Annotated in this window: 19 protein-coding genes; 6 read left to right on the plus strand and 13 right to left on the minus strand. The window is 68.4% G+C overall.

What is annotated here, in order from left to right; all coding sequences use genetic code 11:
* Positions 1-50: 50 nt before the first annotated feature.
* From V2J18_RS09990 to V2J18_RS10000, 3 genes are all read right to left on the minus strand, one after another.
* Complete coding sequence (locus tag V2J18_RS09990) at positions 51-656, minus strand: hypothetical protein (protein ID WP_141233363.1); 606 nt, start codon at positions 654-656, stop codon at positions 51-53.
* The gene (locus V2J18_RS09995; protein WP_141233364.1) at positions 653-1,384 is read right to left on the minus strand and encodes a hypothetical protein; all 732 of its coding nucleotides are present in this window, start codon (positions 1,382-1,384) and stop codon (positions 653-655) included. The genes V2J18_RS09990 and V2J18_RS09995 overlap by 4 nt, the downstream gene beginning before the upstream one ends.
* 401 nt (positions 1,385-1,785) lie before the next feature.
* Positions 1,786-2,235, minus strand: coding sequence for a hypothetical protein (locus V2J18_RS10000; RefSeq protein ID WP_064746904.1), 450 nt, complete (start codon positions 2,233-2,235; stop codon positions 1,786-1,788).
* 310 nt (positions 2,236-2,545) lie between these two features.
* Between V2J18_RS10000 and V2J18_RS10005 the strand changes: the two genes are divergently transcribed.
* Positions 2,546-3,280, plus strand: a complete 735-nt coding sequence (locus V2J18_RS10005) for a hypothetical protein (protein WP_336131701.1) — start codon at positions 2,546-2,548, stop codon at positions 3,278-3,280.
* A gap of 46 nt (positions 3,281-3,326) precedes the next feature.
* Here V2J18_RS10005 and V2J18_RS10010 read toward each other — a convergent pair whose 3' ends face one another.
* Positions 3,327-4,079, minus strand: coding sequence for a histidine phosphatase family protein (locus V2J18_RS10010; protein ID WP_336131702.1), 753 nt, complete (start codon positions 4,077-4,079; stop codon positions 3,327-3,329).
* A 259-nt stretch (positions 4,080-4,338) separates the two neighbouring features.
* On the opposite strand from V2J18_RS10010, the gene V2J18_RS10015 reads away from it, so the two are divergent.
* Both V2J18_RS10015 and V2J18_RS10020 read left to right on the plus strand, forming a co-directional pair.
* Positions 4,339-4,944, plus strand: coding sequence for a TetR/AcrR family transcriptional regulator (locus V2J18_RS10015; protein WP_064746907.1), 606 nt, complete (start codon positions 4,339-4,341; stop codon positions 4,942-4,944).
* Between the two features lie 159 nt (positions 4,945-5,103).
* Entirely contained in the window at positions 5,104-6,138 is a 1,035-nt protein-coding gene (locus V2J18_RS10020; protein ID WP_064746908.1) for an NADP-dependent oxidoreductase, read from the plus strand.
* A 145-nt stretch (positions 6,139-6,283) separates the two neighbouring features.
* Here V2J18_RS10020 and V2J18_RS10025 read toward each other — a convergent pair whose 3' ends face one another.
* The 6 genes from V2J18_RS10025 to cydP form a co-directional block, all read right to left on the minus strand.
* A complete protein-coding gene (locus tag V2J18_RS10025; protein ID WP_064746909.1) occupies positions 6,284-6,706 on the minus strand; it encodes a universal stress protein in 423 nt (140 codons plus the stop codon).
* A 99-nt stretch (positions 6,707-6,805) separates the two neighbouring features.
* A complete protein-coding gene (locus V2J18_RS10030) occupies positions 6,806-7,048 on the minus strand; it encodes a cyd operon YbgE family protein (protein WP_336131703.1) in 243 nt (80 codons plus the stop codon).
* Positions 7,049-7,059: 11 nt separating this feature from the next.
* The gene (cydX, locus tag V2J18_RS10035) at positions 7,060-7,188 is read right to left on the minus strand and encodes a cytochrome bd-I oxidase subunit CydX (RefSeq protein WP_075575017.1); all 129 of its coding nucleotides are present in this window, start codon (positions 7,186-7,188) and stop codon (positions 7,060-7,062) included.
* Entirely contained in the window at positions 7,188-8,321 is a 1,134-nt protein-coding gene (gene cydB, locus V2J18_RS10040) for a cytochrome d ubiquinol oxidase subunit II (RefSeq protein ID WP_064746911.1), read from the minus strand. The genes cydX and cydB overlap by 1 nt, the downstream gene beginning before the upstream one ends.
* A complete protein-coding gene (locus V2J18_RS10045; RefSeq protein ID WP_336131704.1) occupies positions 8,318-9,898 on the minus strand; it encodes a cytochrome ubiquinol oxidase subunit I in 1,581 nt (526 codons plus the stop codon). Before V2J18_RS10045 ends, cydB begins: the two co-directional genes overlap by 4 nt.
* A gap of 6 nt (positions 9,899-9,904) precedes the next feature.
* Entirely contained in the window at positions 9,905-10,099 is a 195-nt protein-coding gene (cydP, locus tag V2J18_RS10050; RefSeq protein WP_336131705.1) for a cytochrome oxidase putative small subunit CydP, read from the minus strand.
* A gap of 251 nt (positions 10,100-10,350) precedes the next feature.
* Here cydP and V2J18_RS10055 point away from each other — a divergent pair, with 251 nt between their 5' ends.
* Entirely contained in the window at positions 10,351-11,187 is an 837-nt protein-coding gene (locus V2J18_RS10055) for a universal stress protein (protein ID WP_336131706.1), read from the plus strand.
* A 55-nt stretch (positions 11,188-11,242) separates the two neighbouring features.
* The gene (locus V2J18_RS10060; RefSeq protein WP_336131707.1) at positions 11,243-11,602 is read left to right on the plus strand and encodes a hypothetical protein; all 360 of its coding nucleotides are present in this window, start codon (positions 11,243-11,245) and stop codon (positions 11,600-11,602) included.
* Between the two features lie 16 nt (positions 11,603-11,618).
* Here V2J18_RS10060 and V2J18_RS10065 read toward each other — a convergent pair whose 3' ends face one another.
* Positions 11,619-12,530: a hypothetical protein gene (locus V2J18_RS10065; RefSeq protein ID WP_336131708.1), complete on the minus strand. Its 912-nt coding sequence runs from the start codon at positions 12,528-12,530 to the stop codon at positions 11,619-11,621.
* Between the two features lie 211 nt (positions 12,531-12,741).
* On the opposite strand from V2J18_RS10065, the gene V2J18_RS10070 reads away from it, so the two are divergent.
* On the plus strand, positions 12,742-13,482 hold the full coding sequence (locus tag V2J18_RS10070; RefSeq protein WP_336131709.1) for a helix-turn-helix domain-containing protein: 741 nt from the start codon (positions 12,742-12,744) through the stop codon (positions 13,480-13,482).
* Positions 13,483-13,492: 10 nt separating this feature from the next.
* Here V2J18_RS10070 and V2J18_RS10075 read toward each other — a convergent pair whose 3' ends face one another.
* Both V2J18_RS10075 and V2J18_RS10080 read right to left on the minus strand, forming a co-directional pair.
* Positions 13,493-15,505 (minus strand): ATP-binding protein, encoded by a 2,013-nt coding sequence (locus tag V2J18_RS10075; RefSeq protein WP_336131710.1) that lies wholly within the window; start codon positions 15,503-15,505, stop codon positions 13,493-13,495.
* On the minus strand, positions 15,502-16,230 hold the full coding sequence (locus tag V2J18_RS10080) for a response regulator (protein ID WP_336131711.1): 729 nt from the start codon (positions 16,228-16,230) through the stop codon (positions 15,502-15,504). Before V2J18_RS10080 ends, V2J18_RS10075 begins: the two co-directional genes overlap by 4 nt.
* Positions 16,231-16,299 lie beyond the last annotated feature (69 nt).

A 16,299-nucleotide genomic window follows, 5' to 3' on the forward strand; every position in this document is an offset into this window, starting at 1 on the left:
GCGTTCTGGTAGCCGTGTTCGTTGAGCTTGACCCCAGGGGCGAATCTGAGCTAGTTCTTTGCTGCGTCTCCCAGTACGCACGATGTAGTGGGCTGGGCCCGTTGCATGAACTCATTCGGATCAAGATGGCCGTCGTTCTCGACCCGAACTCGGCTGGCCAGCGCATTCAGGCCAGCGAGCTCCGCTAGCGCTTCGCCATGGCGGAACTCCGTCAAGTAGCTCTTTGTAGGTGCGGTCAAGTCGAGCGAGGACTCATTGCCAAGTCCTTGCTGCAGGCGGAACTCAATCTCGGACGAAAACCTCTGCACAGAATCGATTGACGTTTTCCGCCTCAGTGCATGAGCCGTTTCATGACCCAGCGCGACGGTGAGCAGGTCGCCTTGTTCTTGTGGGGATAGTTGCGGGTCGTTGAGAGTTCTTTCGGTGAGATGGATGAGTCGATCCCGGAGGCCGTAGTGTGCCGCTTCATTCGGATTGTCGGACAGCGCTATCCCGATCAGGCTTCCGTTGCGCGCCGCGCGGGTGATCAGGTCGGCCAGCAGGGGAGAGTTGACGATGGCCGCGCGCAACTTATCCATGTCCTGTCGATGCAGGCCATTCGGTCTGGTTTCGGATCGCTTGAGAACCCCCTCAAGTTCCGCGGGAACATCGCTCATTTGGCTTCTCGCGCGGCGTCGATGGCTATTGCCCCGACACAAGGGTCGCCTTTGTTGCTTCCATTATGAGCTCTGTACAGTTCAGCCTTTACATAGAAAGTCAGTCCATTGATGCTTGATCGACGCACGAATCCCCACTGTTCACGATGCGGTAGTGTGGTTTCCCGGCCGTCGTATCCTTGCTCAGATAGATCGTTGGCGAATTCCGAGATGCCGAACGTGCATATCGAAGAACGATCGTTTTCCGTATCCTTGGGCAGGAAGCTGATTCTTATGTGTTTGCCGGGAGCCTTGCGATAGACCGTGCTGACACTGACGCGATAAGAGCCGATTCCCTTCAGCTCGCCTAAGGATTCACCCTCGCGAATAGTCAGAAGCTCCGGTGTGAAAGGGCTACCCATCATTCGGGCGACATTCTCGGATTCGGTATCGGCCTCAGTACTGAGAGTGGCGGTCAGGCGAAGGATCCGTTGCCGCAGTTCGGCGACACCGATAGCAGGAGCGAGGGCATCCGCTCTGTCGGCTGTCGGTCGCGCGGTCTGCGCTTTGTGAATATGGTCGTATTTCGTCTCTGCACTTCGAGCCGCCGCATTTATTTCAACGGCTATCGGGTCTTCGTCCTGAATCACGATGGTCTCCTTGGCGCTTTCGCCGGGGGCGCGGGTGCAGCCGTTCATTGCGAGTACGCTGGCTAGCAGGACGGCATTCCGGACGAGTTCTTTGGCCATTTGCGTTCTTCCGCGATAGTCCGTTGGCGAAGAAATTACGCCAACTTCAGCGAACGAGCTAGATGGATACCGAAAGTTGCGATCTCCGTCGGCTAGTGTGTTTTACCCGATGGCGCCGCTCCCAGTGCCATTGCCGAACCTCCGTTGCAGTCGACCTAACGACGCGAAAGCCCATCTGTCGGGCTACTTGACTGGCCGCGAGCAGTCGCTGGATGCGGCGCAGGAGCCTTGCGAAGAGAGGTTCATCTCAGCTCGGACGGATCATAGTGCTAGGTAAGCGGCACCGTCTCTGAAAACGATCGAGACCCAACCGGGTTTTTTCGGCCAGTTTCATGCTTTCCAGCACGGCGACACGGGTCAATGACCTCGGATCAGACCGAATTAAATCAGCCCCATTCCGGTCAAACCGAGTCCAGACCGATGGCGACATCGTAACTGGGTAGCGTCATGGCGACGCGGAACTCGGGCATGGCTTCCACCGCCGAGTAATAGGCTTCGACATCGGCGAAGTCGAACGACCACCGGTTGGCTTGGATGCCGGCCGTGGCCGGCGTGGGGGCGCAGCTCAGTTCGCAGTGCAGTTGTTCGTAGCCGAGGAATTCGTCGTCCTGGTCGGTCAGTTCGAACTGGCACAGCGGATCGAAATAGAACCGCGGCTGGCCGCTGAAGTCGTAGGTGCCGAACTGCACCAGCAGGCCGATTCGGTCCCGGCCGTCGTGGGATGTCTCCAAGCCGCGCCCGAACGACTTGAACGCCTCCCAGGCGGCCGCCGGCGCGGTCGGGGAGCCCACGCCACGGGCGGCGAGCTCGGCTTGCAGGCGTTCGAGCTCGACGGTGAATGCGTGTGGCATGGATGCCCCGGCGGTCGATGCGGAACGAATCGGCGGATTCTGTTGCCGGGTAGCAGAGGCGTCAATCGGGAGGTTGTGGTGTCTGGCGGCGCAGGCAAGTGGCCGCGACGGCGATACGGCAAGCCAGGCCGACGGGGACCGGGCGTTGGTTTCGGCTGGCTCGACGCCCCCGGTGCGCGGATGCAACCATGCGCGCAGGTCTGCAAGGAGGCTGCGCGGTGGAGCAAGGGCTATGGGGCGTGCGGGCAGTCTGCCTGCCGGCGGCTGCGCGCGCTGCAGGGCGGATCGCGATCACGCCGTGGATGTCGCCGTGAAGACCGCGCACAAGTTTCTGATCTGGCTGGCGGTGCTGCCGCTGTCGGTGCTGTTGGTGCGCTTGACCGGTCAAGGCGCTTGGCTGCTCGGCGGACTGGTCGCGCTGATCGCGACGATCCTGTACGGCTCGGACCTGCATGCGCAGGCGTTGCAGGCGACCGATGCCAAACGCGGGTCGCTGCGCCGTTTGGCCCTGGAACTGCCGCGGTTCGTCCTGGCCGCGGTCTGCATGGCGATCGGGCTGGCCTGCCTGGGCTGGTTGGGCTGGACGGTCTGGCAGCCGCAGTCCCTGGCGTTGAAGCAAGCCCTGGTCCTGGCCGGGGTGGCGCTGCTGATGCTGGGTGGCGGCGCGGCATTGTGGCTCGAAGGCGTGCGCGGGCCGCCGCCGCAGGTGCGCGACTGGTTTTCGGTCCGGTTCGACGAACACGAAGTGCATATCCTCGCGCGCCCGCCGGGCGAGGCGCCGTTCGATGGGAGCTTCGCCTGGGACGCGATCGAGCGGGTGATCTTCAAAGACGGCGGGATCTACCGCAGCGACGTGTTCTACGTGTTTGTCCGCGGCGGCGAGCGCGCGTTCGCGGTCCTGACCGAAGGCGAGGGCGGGTCGGCCTTCTGCGGCGCCTTGTGCGAACGCGGCCATTTCCCGTCGGAGATCTTCTTCCAGGCGATGGGCTCGACCGGCGGCGAGACCTATGTCTGGCCGCCGTTGGAATCGGACGGGAAGTCTTGACGGTCGTCGAGCCGCGAAAGGCCGGCGGTCCGTCGGGCGGTCCCGACTAGATCGCCGGCTCGGGCTCGGGGACGGCGTTGCGGTCGGCGTGCGCCTGCGTGTCGGTGGGCGCGAACACATAGCCCAGATCGGTACGCCCGTGCACCAGCCGGATCGAGGCGTTGGGCGGGTTCTTTTCCTGCTCGAACCACTCGTAGGGATGGTGCAGCCATTGCATCAGGAAGGCGCGGATGGTGACGCCGTGGCTGACCACCACGATCTGGTCGATGCCGTTCTTGTCGTAGTCGCGCTGGAAGGTGCCGAAGGCCTGGTGCACGCGGATGGCGACGTCGAAGCGGCTTTCGCCCAGCGGCATGCGCGCCCAGAAGCGGCCTTCGAATTCGACCTGCTTGTCGAAATGCGCGGATTCGCGCGGAAACTGCAGCGGCAGCTGGTCCTCGGGGATGCCGTCGAACAGGCCGAACTGCTGTTCGACCAGGTTGACGTGTTCGCGCCGGTCGAAGGCGAACTTGGCGCGATCGTGATCGCTCGCGGTTGCGGCCACGGTTTCGACGCCGCGGATGACTTCATCGGCAGTCTGGCGGGTGCGGGTATAGGGCGAGACCCAGAAGCGGGTGCGGGTCTGAGCGGTGTTGCGTTCGAGGAAGTGACGGCCCAGCCATTGGCCGGCCGCATATGCCTGGCGGCGGCCGGTATCGGTCAGGGGAATGGCGTGGTCGGCCAGTTCCAGGTGTTTGCGCTTGTCGACGTTGCCGGCCGATTCGCCATGGCGGATGAAGATCAACGAAAGCGGGGTCATGCGGTGTCGGCTCCTTGGCGGACGGCGTGCGCGTTCCTGCGCGGTTCGCCGGCGACGATAGCGGCCGCTGGCTCCCGGGACAACGCGACCGGGGGCGTAATGGCATGACGGGCATGAACCAGGAAAGCGGAGGGCTGGCCGAGTGGCGCGCCTGTGCCGGACCGGTACCGGGATGCCTCGGGCGAACTCCAGACGACCGATTACAGATCCTTACATTTGATCTCTAGACGACCGGTCTAATCGGGGCTAGAGTGCGCCCATGACCGCCGTCCCCGCTCAGCACGATGTGCGCCAGCACATTCTCGACATCGCTTACCCCTTGCTGCTGCGCAAGGGCTTCACCGCGGTCGGCCTGGCCGAGGTGCTGGCCGCGGCGCAGGTGCCGAAGGGCTCGTTCTATCACTACTTCGGCTCCAAGGAGGCCTTCGGCGAGGCCGTGCTGGAGGCGTATTTCGCCGACTACCTGGGGCGGATGGACACCTTGCTGGCGCAGCCGGGAACGGCGGCGCAGCGGCTGTTGGACTATTTCTACGACTGGCTGGACTCCCAGACCGGCGACGAGGCGCAGAGCCGCTGCCTGGTGGTCAAGCTTGGCGCTGAAGTCTGCGATCTGTCGGAAACCATGCGCGCGGCGCTGGCGCGCGGCACCGGCGGGATCGTCGAACGACTGGCGCGTTGCGTCGAAGCCGGGCGGGCCGATGGTTCGCTGGCCGAAGCCGTCGGCGACGCGCGCACCCTCGGCGCGACCCTGTACCAAAACTGGCTCGGCGCCAGCCTGTTGGCCAAGATCACCCACGACCGCACGCCGCTGGACACCGCCCTGATCGGCACCCGGCAGTTGCTCGGTCTGCGTTTGTACACCTGATCCAGCGATTCCAGCCGGGCGTTCGGCCAGCCCGCTTTTTCTGCGTCCATGAACTAGACGACCGGTCTAATTTATTTCGTAACGCCGTAGTCAACCCGCTGCCGGCCGTCCCGCGGATCGCGCGGCTTTCTTCACTAGACACACTCAAAGGCCTTTCCCATGCCGCAAACCGACACCGTCAACCGCCGCATCGTCCTGGCTTCGCGTCCCAACGGTCTGCCCAGCACGCACAACTTCCGCCTCGAACAGGCCGAGATGCCGACCCCGGGACCCGGTCAGGTGCTGCTACGCACCGAGTACCTGTCGCTGGACCCTTACATGCGCAATCTGATGGAAGAAATCGGCCCGACCTATGCGCCGTCGGTGCCGCTGGACCAGACCATGGTCGGCGGCACCATCGCCCGGGTGGTGGCGTCAAAACACCCGCAGTTCCGCGTCGGCGAACGCGTGCTGGCGAATGCCGGCTGGCAGGACTATGCCCTGTCGGACGGCCAGGACCTGCTCGCCCTCGGCGACGATCCGCGGCCGTCGCTGTCGCTGGGCGGCCTGGGCATGCCCGGGTTCACCGCGTATGTCGGCCTGTTGGACATCGGCCAGCCCAAGCCGGGCGAAACCGTGGTGGTGGCCGCCGCGACCGGTGCGGTGGGTTCGGCGGTCGGGCAGATCGCCAAGCTCAAGGGCGCGCGCGTGGTGGGCATCGCCGGCGGCGCCGACAAATGCCGCTACGCGGTCGAGGAGCTCGGCTTCGACGTCTGCATCGACCGTCGCGATCCGCAATTCGAGCAGCGCCTCGCCGAGGCTTGCCCGGACGGCATCGACGTGTACTTCGAAAACGTCGGCGGCGCGGTGTTCGACGCGGTGCTGCCGTTGCTGAACGTCGGCGCGCGGGTGCCGGTGTGCGGCCACATCGCCGACTACAACAGCCAGAACCTACCCGCCGGCCCCAATCGCTTGCCGCTGCTGATGGCGGCGGTGCTGCAGAAGCGCATCCGCATGCAGGGCTTCATCATCCTCGATCACTACGGCGAACGCTTCGAGGCTTTCCGACGCGAGATGGGCGAATGGGTCGCCAGCGGCCGGATCAAGCTGCGCGAAGACCGCGTCGACGGCCTGGAGAATGCGCCGGAGGCCTTCATCGGCCTGCTGCAGGGGCGCAATTTCGGCAAGTTGGTGGTGCGCGTCGGCGAGGGGTGAGGCGCCGGTCCGCCGGATGGTTCCGTGGGGACGGCGGTTTCCGATCGGTGCCTGGGGCTGTCTGTGCAAGCCGAAGCAAGTCCCCCGGCCGCCCTCCTTTTCGACAGGAGGGAGCGGCGGGGGGCGTGCGGTGCGCTGGCGAGGCTCAGCGCACGATGGTCAACGGCGTCTGTGCGTGCGCCAGCACCTTGCCGGCGATCGAACCCAGGAACAGGGTCTTGAGCGCGCCGCGGCCGTGCGAGCCCATCACGATCAGGTCGCAGCGTTCGGTCTTGGCGAACTTGAGGATGGTCGAAGCGGGCTCGCCGATCGGCAGGTGTTCTTCGAACTCGAGCTGCGCGCGCTTGAGCGCCGTCCGCGCGCGCTGGGTGGCGGCGCGGCCGTTCTCGGCGTGGTAGCGCACCGCGCCGTCCGCGCCCAGGTGCACGGCGACGCTGCGCAGCAGGGGTTCGTCGACGTACAGCAGATGCAGCTCCGGCGGCTGCGCCAGCTCGCCGGCGAGGCGGATGGCGTAGCGCACCGCGCGCAGGGCGATTTCGCTGCCGTCGACGGCGATCAGGATGCGCATGGTGACTCCGGCGGGTGAGGGGCGATCACAGCATCCGCGCACGCCGGCGGCGGATATTGATCGCGATCAAGCTAGGCGGCGATCGCTTGCGATGCCGGTTCAAAAGCGCGCTGCCCACAGCGCGGCCATGCTCAGCATCGCCGGCCACAGCCAGGCTGGGTGCAGGACGGCGCGGCCCAGCGCATGCCGCGGGCGGAAGCCGACGCCGTGGACGAAACCCGCGCAGATCAGCAGCATCAGCGGACTCAGCAGGCCGTGCCCGGCGGCGCTGATCTCGCCGCCGCGCATCGCCGGCAGGAACAGCAGCGCCAGGGACAGCGCCGATGCCAGCAGCAGCGACACCGCCCGCGCCATCAGGGGCCGTCCTCCAGCGCTTCGCGCCGGCCGCGTTCGTCGTCCTCGTGCAGTTCGAACCACATGGCGTTGAGCACCCCGAAACAGCAGGCCAGGGCCAGGCCGAGGATCCAGGCGAAGTACCACATCAGTAGGCTCCTTGGGATTCGTCTTGCGATTCGACATGGGCGCGGGTCACGGTGCCGCGCATGACCCGGAACGCCCAGGTCGTATAGGCCAGGATCAGCGGCAGGAAGATCGCCGCGGCGACCAGCATGATGCCCAGGGTGCGCTGGCTGGAGGACGCGTCCCACACCGTCAGTCCGTGGCCCGGATGGGTCGAGGACGGCAGCAGGAACGGGAACAGCGACAAGCCCGCGGTCAGGATGATGCCGGCGACCGCGGCGCCGCTGGCGACGAAGGCCAGACCGCGCCGGCGGCACAACAGCACCGCCGCCAGCAGCAACAGCACCGCGACCGGGATCGCGATCATCCCCGGATGCAGGCTGTAGTTGGCCAGCCAGCCGCCGACGACCGAGATCGCGTGCTTGGCCAAGGGGTCCGAAGCGCCGTCGGTGCGCACCGCGCCGACCAGGGCCGAGGCCGGAATCCAGCGCAGCCACAGGCCGGCGCCGGCGAAACCGAGCGCGGCCACGACCGCAGCGATGCGGGCGATGCGGCGCGCGCGCTGGCCGACCGGGTCCTCGATCTTCATCGCCGCGAAGCTGGCGCCGTGCATGACCAGCATCGCCAGGCTGACCACGCCGCAGAGCAGGGCGAAGGGATGGAACAGGCCGAGGAAGCTGCCCTCGAACACCGGCAACAGCTCCGGCGTGAAGCGCAGCGGGATGCCCAGGAACAGGTTGCCGAAGGCGACGCCGAACACCAGCGACGGCACCGCGCCGGCGATGGTCAGCGCCCAGTCCCAGGCGCCGCGCCAGCGCGCCTGCGGCAGGCGGTTGCGGAACGCGAAGCCGACCGGACGCAGGATCAGCGCCACCAGCAACAGCAGCATGGCGAAATAGAACGCCGAGAACGAGGCGGCGTAGAGCAGCGGCCAGGCCGCGAACACGGCGCCGCCGCCGAGGATGAACCAGACCTGGTTGCCTTCCCAGTTCGGCTCGATCGCCTCCAACGCCATGCGCCGTTCGACGTCGTCGCGGCCGATCAGGCGCAGGATCGCGCCCAGGCCCAGGTCGTAGCCGTCGGTGACGGCGAAGCCGATCAGCAGCACGCCGAGCAGCACCCACCAGACGAGGCGCAACAGTTCGTAATCGATCACGGGAGGCTCCTTTCGGCGGCAAGACGGTGCTCGGCGGGCGCCGGCGAGGCCGGCCAGAACTTCATTCGGTCGGGGCCGGAACGGATCGCGCGCAGCATCAGCATCACGTCGATCACGGCCAGGCCGGTGTAGAGCACGACGAAGCCGATCAGGCTGGCGATGACCTGGGTGGAGTTGGTCGCCGACACGCCCAGGAAGGTCGGCAGCACGCCGTCGATGGCCCAGGGCTGGCGGCCGACCTCGGCGACGATCCAGCCCAATTCGGCGGCGACCCAGGGCAGCGGCAGGCTGTACAAGGCGATGCGCAGAAACAGCCGGTTGTCGAGCTTGCGCCGCGCCGCCAGCCAGAACGCCCAGCCGAACAGCAGGATGAAGAAGAAGCCCAGGCCGACCATGATCCGGAACGACCAGAACAGCACCGGCACGTTCGGCACCGTGCCCCACGCGGCGCGCTCGATGACAGCTTCGTCGGCGCTGGCCGGGTCGCGGGTGTAGCGCAGGGTCAGCAGGCCGAAGCCGAGGTCGTCGCGCAAGGCCATGAAGGCGGCGGTTTTCTGCGGATCGTCGCGATCGGCGCGCAGTTCGCGCAACGCGGCGTAGGCGGCGATGCCGCGGCGGATGCGTTCGCGATTGTGTTCGACCAGGTCGTGGATGCCCGCGACCTCCTGGTCCAGCGATCGGGTCGCGATCAGGCCCAACGCCCAGGGGATGCGGATCGCGTGTTCGGTCTCGCGGCGTTCCATGTCCGGCAGGCCGAACAGGGTGAACGCGGCCGGCGCCGGATGGGTGCGCCATTCGGCCTCGATCGCGGCGACCTTCATTTTCTGGTTTTCCGAGGCGGTGTAGCCGCTCTCATCGCCGAGCACCGCCACCGACAGCGCCGAGGCCAGGCCGAAGCTGGCCGCGACCACGATGGAGCGGCGCGCGATTTCGACATTGCGCCCGCGCAGCAGGTACCAGGCGCTGATCGAGAGCACGAACATCGCCCCGGTGACGTAACCGGCGCTGACGGTGTGCACGAACTTGGCCTGGGCGACCGGGTTGAACACCACCGCGGCGAAGTCGGTGACTTCCATGCGCATGGTCTGGAAGTTGAACTCGGCGCCGACCGGATTCTGCATCCAGCCGTTGGCGATCAGGATCCACAGCGCCGACAGATTGGCGCCGAGCGCGGTGAGCCAGGTCACGGTCAGATGCTGCAGCTTGCCGAGCCGGTCCCAGCCGAAGAAGAACAGGCCGACGAAGGTGCTTTCCAGAAAGAACGCCATCAGCCCTTCGATCGCCAGCGGTGCGCCGAAGATGTCGCCGACGTAGTGCGAGTAGTAGGCCCAGTTGGTGCCGAACTGGAACTCCATGGTGATGCCGGTGGCGACGCCCATGGCGAAGTTGATCCCGAACAGCACGCCCCAGAAACGGGTCATCTGCTTCCAGATGGCGCGCCCGCTCATCACGTACACGCTTTCCATGATCGCCATGATCAGGGCCAGACCGATGGTCAGCGGCACGAACAGGAAGTGGTAGAGCGCGGTCAGCGCGAATTGCAGTCGCGACAGGTCGACGACGTGTAGGTCCGGCATGGCGGGTCACCTTGTGGGAAGCAGGCGCCGGTCGATCACCGCATCGTCGATGTGCGGGCGGTTCGAGGGCGAGAAAAAAAGCAGGTACAGCGCGGTCAGCAGGGCCAGCTTGAGCGCGATGGTCAGGGCGATGCGGCGCAGCAAGCCGCGTCGCCACGGGACCGGCGCCGCCTGCGGCACGGCGTTGCGGCGCCGGTTCATCGGCCGCGGCCCGCATTCGCGCGGCAAACGCATCGACGGGCGAACGGGTGCATGTTGCGCATGGGCCGGCTCCGGCTGAATCCGGGCGCCAGTAGGCGGTCGCGGCGTGTCGGCAGTCTTGATCCAGATCAAGGGGAACCGGCGGCGGCCCGTATGCGCGGCCGATCGCGGCGCGGCTTGATCCAGGTCAATGCGCGCCGGCGCGATCGGCGTGCAATGGCGGGAAAACGTCCGCAAGGGCGGAGGATGCGATGCTCAAGGATCTGGTGGTGCCGATGACCCGCAGCGCCGGCGATGCCGACGCGTTGAACTTGGCGCTGGGCCTGGCCTCGGCGCACGCGGCGCGGGTCGAGGTGCTGGAACTGGTCGATCTGCCGCTGCCGCTGGCGCATCCGTTCGGGTTGATGCCGGACATGACCACCGATGCGGCCAACGAAAAGCTGCGCGCCGATGGCGAACGTCGGGCCCAGGCCCTGCGTCAGCGCCTGGCCGGCGAGCCGGTCGATACCGAGGTGCGACTGGTCGAGGCCTTGTACGTCGAGGCGCCGCGGATGGCGGCGCTGCACGCTTACTATGCGGACCTGACGGTGCTGGCCGGCGCCTTGGGCGACACCCGCGAGGCGGCGCTGTCGCACGCTTATTTCGTCGCGCTGTTGCTCGAATCCGGGCGACCGGTATTGGTGGTGCCGCCGCGCTGCAAGGCGCAGGCGCCGCCGCGGCGCGCGGTGGTGGCCTGGCAGCCGACCCGCGAAGCGACGCGCGCGGTGCACGATGCGATGCCGCTGTTGCTCGGCACCGAAGCGGTCGACGTGGTGGTGGTCGACACCGGCAACGGCCGCGTGGCCAAGGAGTCGGGCGCGCAGATCGCCGCCCATCTGGTCCGCCACGGCGTGCATGCGGAACTGGTGCTGCGCGAGGCGCGCGGCGCGACGGTCGCTTCGACCTTGCTCGATCACGTCGGCCAGGCCCATGCGCAGTTGCTGGTCGCCGGGGGCTATGGCCATTCGCGTCTGCGCGAGTGGGCGCTGGGCGGGGTCACCCGGGAACTGTCGATGAGCGCGGCGGTGCCGGTCTTCTATGGTCACTGACGAGCGCGGCCCGCACTCGCTGCGGGCCTTGCTGCGGCCGGCGGCCGACCCGCCGATGCGAGACCCCCGACGCAGCCGCGAACAGGCCGCGCAAGCCTTGAACCGCGCCGCCGAGGCGATCGACGCCCTGCGTGCGCAGGCCGTGCCCGAGCCGGCGCCCGAACTGCGCGCACGCAACCAGCAGGTGCGCGCGCTGAGCCGGCAGTTGACGCATCGCTACCACTGGCTGGCCGAATTGCATCGCAATGTGGCCTTGGGCGACGACGCCGACCTGGCGCGCGCCTGGAGCCGGTTCTTCGCCTGCTACGACGATTTCCTCGAAGCGCTGCGCCAAGCCCGCACCGAGTTGGAGCCGGGCACGGGGCCGGACGGCGACCCTGTCGTCGACCCGCCGGCGGACGACGGCGAGCGCTGAACCGGCGCCACCGCGATCAGAGGCAGTAGCTGCACAGCCGGTCTTCGCAATCGCCGCGGGCGATTTCCACCGGTGCGTCTATCCACGGTTGCATGGCCGCGGCGAGCGCGCCTTGCGCGGCCAGCGCGGCGTCGGCGGACAGCGCCAGGCGGTTGCGGCCGGCGCGTGCGCGTTGCGCGGCCAGGCCGATGCTGGCGTTGTTGGCGAGCAAGGCCAGGCAGGGCTGGGCCGATATCCGCGTCAGGCGCCGATAGCGGCGATGCTGCAGCAAGGGCCCGGCCAATTCGCGCGGCAGGGCGCGGTCGCGCCAGTACGCGGCCAGCGCACCGGCGACGCCGTTCGCGCCGGGGCCGCGTTCTTGCCCGAGTTCCAGCGCGCTTTCGAGCGCGGCGAAGGCGAGAGTGCGCGCGATCGCGGCAGCGGCGAGCTGGGCCTCGCGGCCGCGGTAGTCCAGGCCGAGCGCGGCCAGGGCGTCGGCCAGCCCCATGACGCCGATGGACAGTTCCGGCGCGGCGGCGCGCTCGCCCTCGCACAGCCGCACCGCATCGTCGAGCAGGCGCACGCTCAAGCCGGCGACGCCGGCGAAGCCGGCATGATCGAAGCGCGCGGCGGCGCTGTGCGGCGCCAGCACGAACGCGCCCAGATTGAGGCAGGCCTGCGGCTCGGGTAGGGCGGTCGGCGCGCGGCCGGTGCCGGCATGGCGCAGCAGACGCTCGTCGGGCAGCAGTTGCCAACGGCTGAACACTTCGATGTAGCGCTGGCGCCAGCGGTCCGCGTGCGCGCCCGCGCCTGCTGCGAGGGCGCCGGCGACGCGCTGCCAAGTCGCGTCGATGGTGCGGTCGCGCAACAGGTCGCCGCTGCGCCAGCGGAAACTGGCATCCCAGACATCGACCGCGTGCGGGTCGGTGAAGCGCGTGGGCGTGCTCAAACGATGGACCGGGGGTAGCGACGGAGACGATCCACTATGCGACCGGCGCACCGCCCGGCATTGACGCCGGTCAATCCCCGGCGCCGCGCCGACGCGGGGAGTGCGGCGGCAAAGCCGCTGTTACACATCGTTACCGCCGGTTACCGCAGCCACATCGTCCGGCGGCGTCGCGCGCCTAGGCTGGCGCCATCCCCATCGCAGGAACGCCGCCATGTTGCTCGAAGCCGCCTCGCCTTCCGCTGTCGCGTTCCATGCGCCGCATTTCGGGGCCGTGCCGGCGGTGGCCGGCGTAGTCGCGGGCGGCGGTTCGGCGCGCAGTCTGGAGCAATTGTTGAAGGACTGGCCGCTACAGCGCCGTTGCGTGCACGCCAAGCAATACGTGTTCCGCGCCGGTCAGCCGCGCCAGGCCCTGTATCTGGTGCATGCCGGCTTCTTCAAGACCGCCCTGGTCAGCGACGACGGCCGCGAGAAGATCACCGGCTTCCGCATGCGCGGCGATCTGCTTGGGTTGGACGCGCTGGACCAGCCTGTCTACACCTGCGACGCGGTCGCACTGGATACCGGCGAATTGTGGGAGCTGCCGTATGCGCAGCTGCGCGAGCGCCTGCCGCAGTTCCAGGAGCGCATCACCGCGATGCTGGCCGGCGAGATTCGCCGCGACTGGAACTGGATGCTGGCCCTGGGCACGCTGGGCGCCGATCAGCGCGTGGCCGCGTTCTTGCTCGACCTGGCGGCGCGCCTGGAGGGCCTGGGCTTCAGCGCCAGTCGGCTGATGCTGCGCATGACCCGCGCCGAACTCGGCAATTTCCTGTCCCTGACCCTGGAAACCGTGACCCGGGCCTTGTCGCGTTTACAGGCGCGCGGTCTGATCGCAGTGGACGGGCGCGAGATCCGCATTCTCGAACCGGCCGCGTTGCAGGCGGCGCAGCGCGATCCGGCGTTGTGCCATTGAGCTCGGCGACCTAGTCGCCGGCGTCGTCGACGGCGGGATTCAATGCGCGGCCGATCGCCGCGGCCAGTTGCTCGCGCCGATAGGGCTTGCGCAGCAGCTCGAACGCGCCGGCTTCGGCGGCCGCGGCCGCGGCATCGGTTTCGTAGCCCGAAGTCAGCACCACCGGCAGCAATGGGCGAAGCGCGCGCGCGGCCAGCGCCAGTTCCTTGCCGTTCATGCCGGCGCCGAGCATGACGTCGCTGAACATCAGCGCGATGTCGTCGCCGATCGCCAATTGCTGCAGCGCCTGGGCCGCGTCGGCGACCGCGATCACCCGATAGCCCGAAGCCTGTAGGAAGGACACCGCGATGCCGCGCACCGCGTCGTCGTCCTCGACCACCAGCACGGTTTCGCCGTTGCCGTCGACGCGCGCCTCGTTCGGCGCCGGCGCTTCCGCGATCCAGGCTTCCGCCGCCGGCAGGTACAGGTCGACCCGAGTGCCGTAACCGAGCGCGCTGTCGATGCGCAGATGGCCGCCGCTCTGCTTGGCGAAGCCGTACACCATGCTCAGGCCCAGGCCGCTGCCGCGGCCGCTCTCTTTGGTGGTGAAGAACGGTTCCATCGCCCGCGCCAGGGTCTCCGGCGCCATGCCGCGGCCGGTGTCGGCGACGCTGATGCGCACGTAGCGACCCGGCGCCAGGTCGGCGCCGGCGGCGTCGGCTTCGACCCGATGTTCGCGCGCCTCGATCGCGATTTCGCCGCCGCGCGGCATGGCGTCGCGCGCGTTCAAGGCCAGGTTGACCAGGGCCGCATCGAGTTGCGCCGGGTCGGCATAGGCCGGCGGCAGATCGTCGGCGCAGTGCAGGTACAGGCGCACGCTTTCGCCGAGGGTGCGCTTGAGCATGGATTCGACGTCGCGCAGCAGCGCCGGCGCGTCGACCGCGCGCGGGCTCAGGCGCTGGCGGCGGGCGAACGCGAGCAGCTTGCCGGTCAGCTCGGCGCCGCGCCCGACCGAGCGCAGCGCGCTGGCGATCAACTCGCCGGCTTCGGGCGTGTGCTCGTACTCCAGTTCCAGCAGTTGCAGGCTGCCGGACATCACCGTCAGCAGATTGTTGAAGTCGTGGGCGATGCCGCCGGTGAGCTGGCCGACCGCGTCCAGCCGCTGCGAGTGCGCCAACTGCTCTTCGGTGCGGCGGCGCTGGACGAAGGCGGCGATCAGGTTGGCCACCGATTGCAGCAGGTGCACGGCGTCGTGATCGAACAATCCCGGTTCGGCCGCGATCGCGAGCAGGGCCCCGAGCGGACGGCCGCGGTCGAACAGCGGCATCAGGGCGGCGCTGCCTTCGGCCTGCGCGGCGAACGGAAAGGCGCCTCCCAGGGCGCGGTGCTGGCGCAGGTCTTCGACCAGCCAGGGTTCGCCGCGCGCCAGCGCCTGCAGCACCGCAGCGATGTCGTCCTCGCCGGCCGCGCCGCGGTTCAGACCGATCGCGGCGCGGGTGTCCAGGCTCTGCCGGTCGCTGGCGACGAACAGCACCGCCACGGTTGCGGCGCGCAGCGCGCCGGCGAGCAGGGCGGGCACGTGGTCGATGACCCCGGATTCGTCCTGCGCCTCCAGCGCCAACTGGCCGATGCGTGCGACCAGCGCGTCGTAGCGCGCGCGCACCAGCGCCTGGCGCGCGCGTTGGGTTTCGGAGATGTCGCGGATCGAGGCCAGGTAACGCGAATCCTCGCCGTCGCCGATCGGGCTCAGGGCGATTTCGACCGGGAAGCGGGTGCCGTCCAGGCGCATCCCGATCAGACTCTGGCCGGTGACGCCCATCGGCCGCACGTGCGGCCGCGCCATGTAGTCGTTGCGGTGCGCGCGGTGGCGTTCGCGCGCCTCGTCGGGCATCAGTTTTTCGATCTCGATCCCGCTCAGCCCGCCGCGCGGATAGCCGAACAGACGCTCGGCCTGGACATTGGCCTGGACGATGCGGCCGCGGCCGTCGGCGACGATCAGCGCGTCGGGCACCGCTTCGAACAATCCGGGGAATGAGACGCTCATGCGCGGCGGACCTCGACCGCGAGCACGTAGCCGGCGCCGCGCACCGACTTGATCAGCTGCGGTGCGGCCGGGTCGGTTTCGATCTTGCGCCGCAGCCGGCCGATGCCGACGTCGATGGCGCGATCGAAGGGGCCGGCGTTGCGGCCGTGCACGCGGTTCATCAGCTGGTCGCGGCTGAGCACTTCGCGCGGGCGTTCGGCCAGGGCGCGCAGCAGTTCGAACTCGCCGGTGGTGAGCGCGACCTCCTGTCCGGCCCCGTCGCTCAGCCGGCGAGCCGGCAGGTCCAGACGGTAGCCGCCGAATTCCAGGCAGTGCCCGGCAGGCGCCGGCGCCGGAGCGGGCGCCGCGCGGCGCAGCACCGAGCGGATCCGCGCCAGCAGCTCGCGCAGATCGAAGGGCTTGGAGACATAGTCGTCGGCGCCGAGTTCCAGGCCGACCACGCGCTCGACCGCTTCGCCGCGACCGCTGACCACGATCACCGGGCCGCGCCAGGCGCCTTGCAGATGACGCAGCAGCGACAGGCCGTCTTCGTCGGGCAGGCCGAGATCGAGCAGCACCAGGTCGACCGAATCGTCGAGCGAGGCGCGCGCCTGCGCGGCGCTGGCGGCGCTGACGGTGCGGAAGCCGTTGGCCTGCAGGTAGCGGCTCAACAACGAGGCGATATCGGGGTCGTCGTCGATCAGCAGCAGTTTCGGCGCGGGGGCGGATGCGGCGGCAGGGTCCATCGGCAGGCTCGCATGGCGGGGAGCGGCCCGCGAACGGGCAACGCACAGCGCCCAGGATGGGCTTATCGC

Source organism: Lysobacter firmicutimachus (assembly GCF_037027445.1).
Classification (GTDB): Bacteria; Pseudomonadota; Gammaproteobacteria; order Xanthomonadales; family Xanthomonadaceae; genus Lysobacter; species Lysobacter firmicutimachus.

Bases quoted from the DNA above. Each gene is read 5' to 3' on its own strand.
- V2J18_RS10075 (WP_336131710.1), bottom strand. From the start codon at position 15,505: ATGAGCGTCTCATTCCCCGGATTGTTCGAAGCGGTGCCCGACGCGCTG.
- V2J18_RS09995 (WP_141233364.1), bottom strand. From the start codon at position 1,384: ATGGCCAAAGAACTCGTCCGGAATGCCGTCCTGCTAGCCAGCGTACTC.
- V2J18_RS10020 (WP_064746908.1), top strand. From the start codon at position 5,104: ATGCCGCAAACCGACACCGTCAACCGCCGCATCGTCCTGGCTTCGCGT.
- V2J18_RS09990 (WP_141233363.1), bottom strand. From the start codon at position 656: ATGAGCGATGTTCCCGCGGAACTTGAGGGGGTTCTCAAGCGATCCGAA.
- V2J18_RS10025 (WP_064746909.1), bottom strand. From the start codon at position 6,706: ATGCGCATCCTGATCGCCGTCGACGGCAGCGAAATCGCCCTGCGCGCG.
- V2J18_RS10010 (WP_336131702.1), bottom strand. From the start codon at position 4,079: ATGACCCCGCTTTCGTTGATCTTCATCCGCCATGGCGAATCGGCCGGC.
- V2J18_RS10080 (WP_336131711.1), bottom strand. From the start codon at position 16,230: ATGGACCCTGCCGCCGCATCCGCCCCCGCGCCGAAACTGCTGCTGATC.
- cydX (WP_075575017.1), bottom strand. From the start codon at position 7,188: ATGTGGTACTTCGCCTGGATCCTCGGCCTGGCCCTGGCCTGCTGTTTC.
- V2J18_RS10070 (WP_336131709.1), top strand. From the start codon at position 12,742: ATGTTGCTCGAAGCCGCCTCGCCTTCCGCTGTCGCGTTCCATGCGCCG.
- V2J18_RS10000 (WP_064746904.1), bottom strand. From the start codon at position 2,235: ATGCCACACGCATTCACCGTCGAGCTCGAACGCCTGCAAGCCGAGCTC.
- V2J18_RS10045 (WP_336131704.1), bottom strand. From the start codon at position 9,898: ATGCCGGACCTACACGTCGTCGACCTGTCGCGACTGCAATTCGCGCTG.
- V2J18_RS10055 (WP_336131706.1), top strand. From the start codon at position 10,351: ATGCTCAAGGATCTGGTGGTGCCGATGACCCGCAGCGCCGGCGATGCC.
- cydP (WP_336131705.1), bottom strand. From the start codon at position 10,099: ATGAACCGGCGCCGCAACGCCGTGCCGCAGGCGGCGCCGGTCCCGTGG.
- V2J18_RS10015 (WP_064746907.1), top strand. From the start codon at position 4,339: ATGACCGCCGTCCCCGCTCAGCACGATGTGCGCCAGCACATTCTCGAC.
- V2J18_RS10060 (WP_336131707.1), top strand. From the start codon at position 11,243: ATGCGAGACCCCCGACGCAGCCGCGAACAGGCCGCGCAAGCCTTGAAC.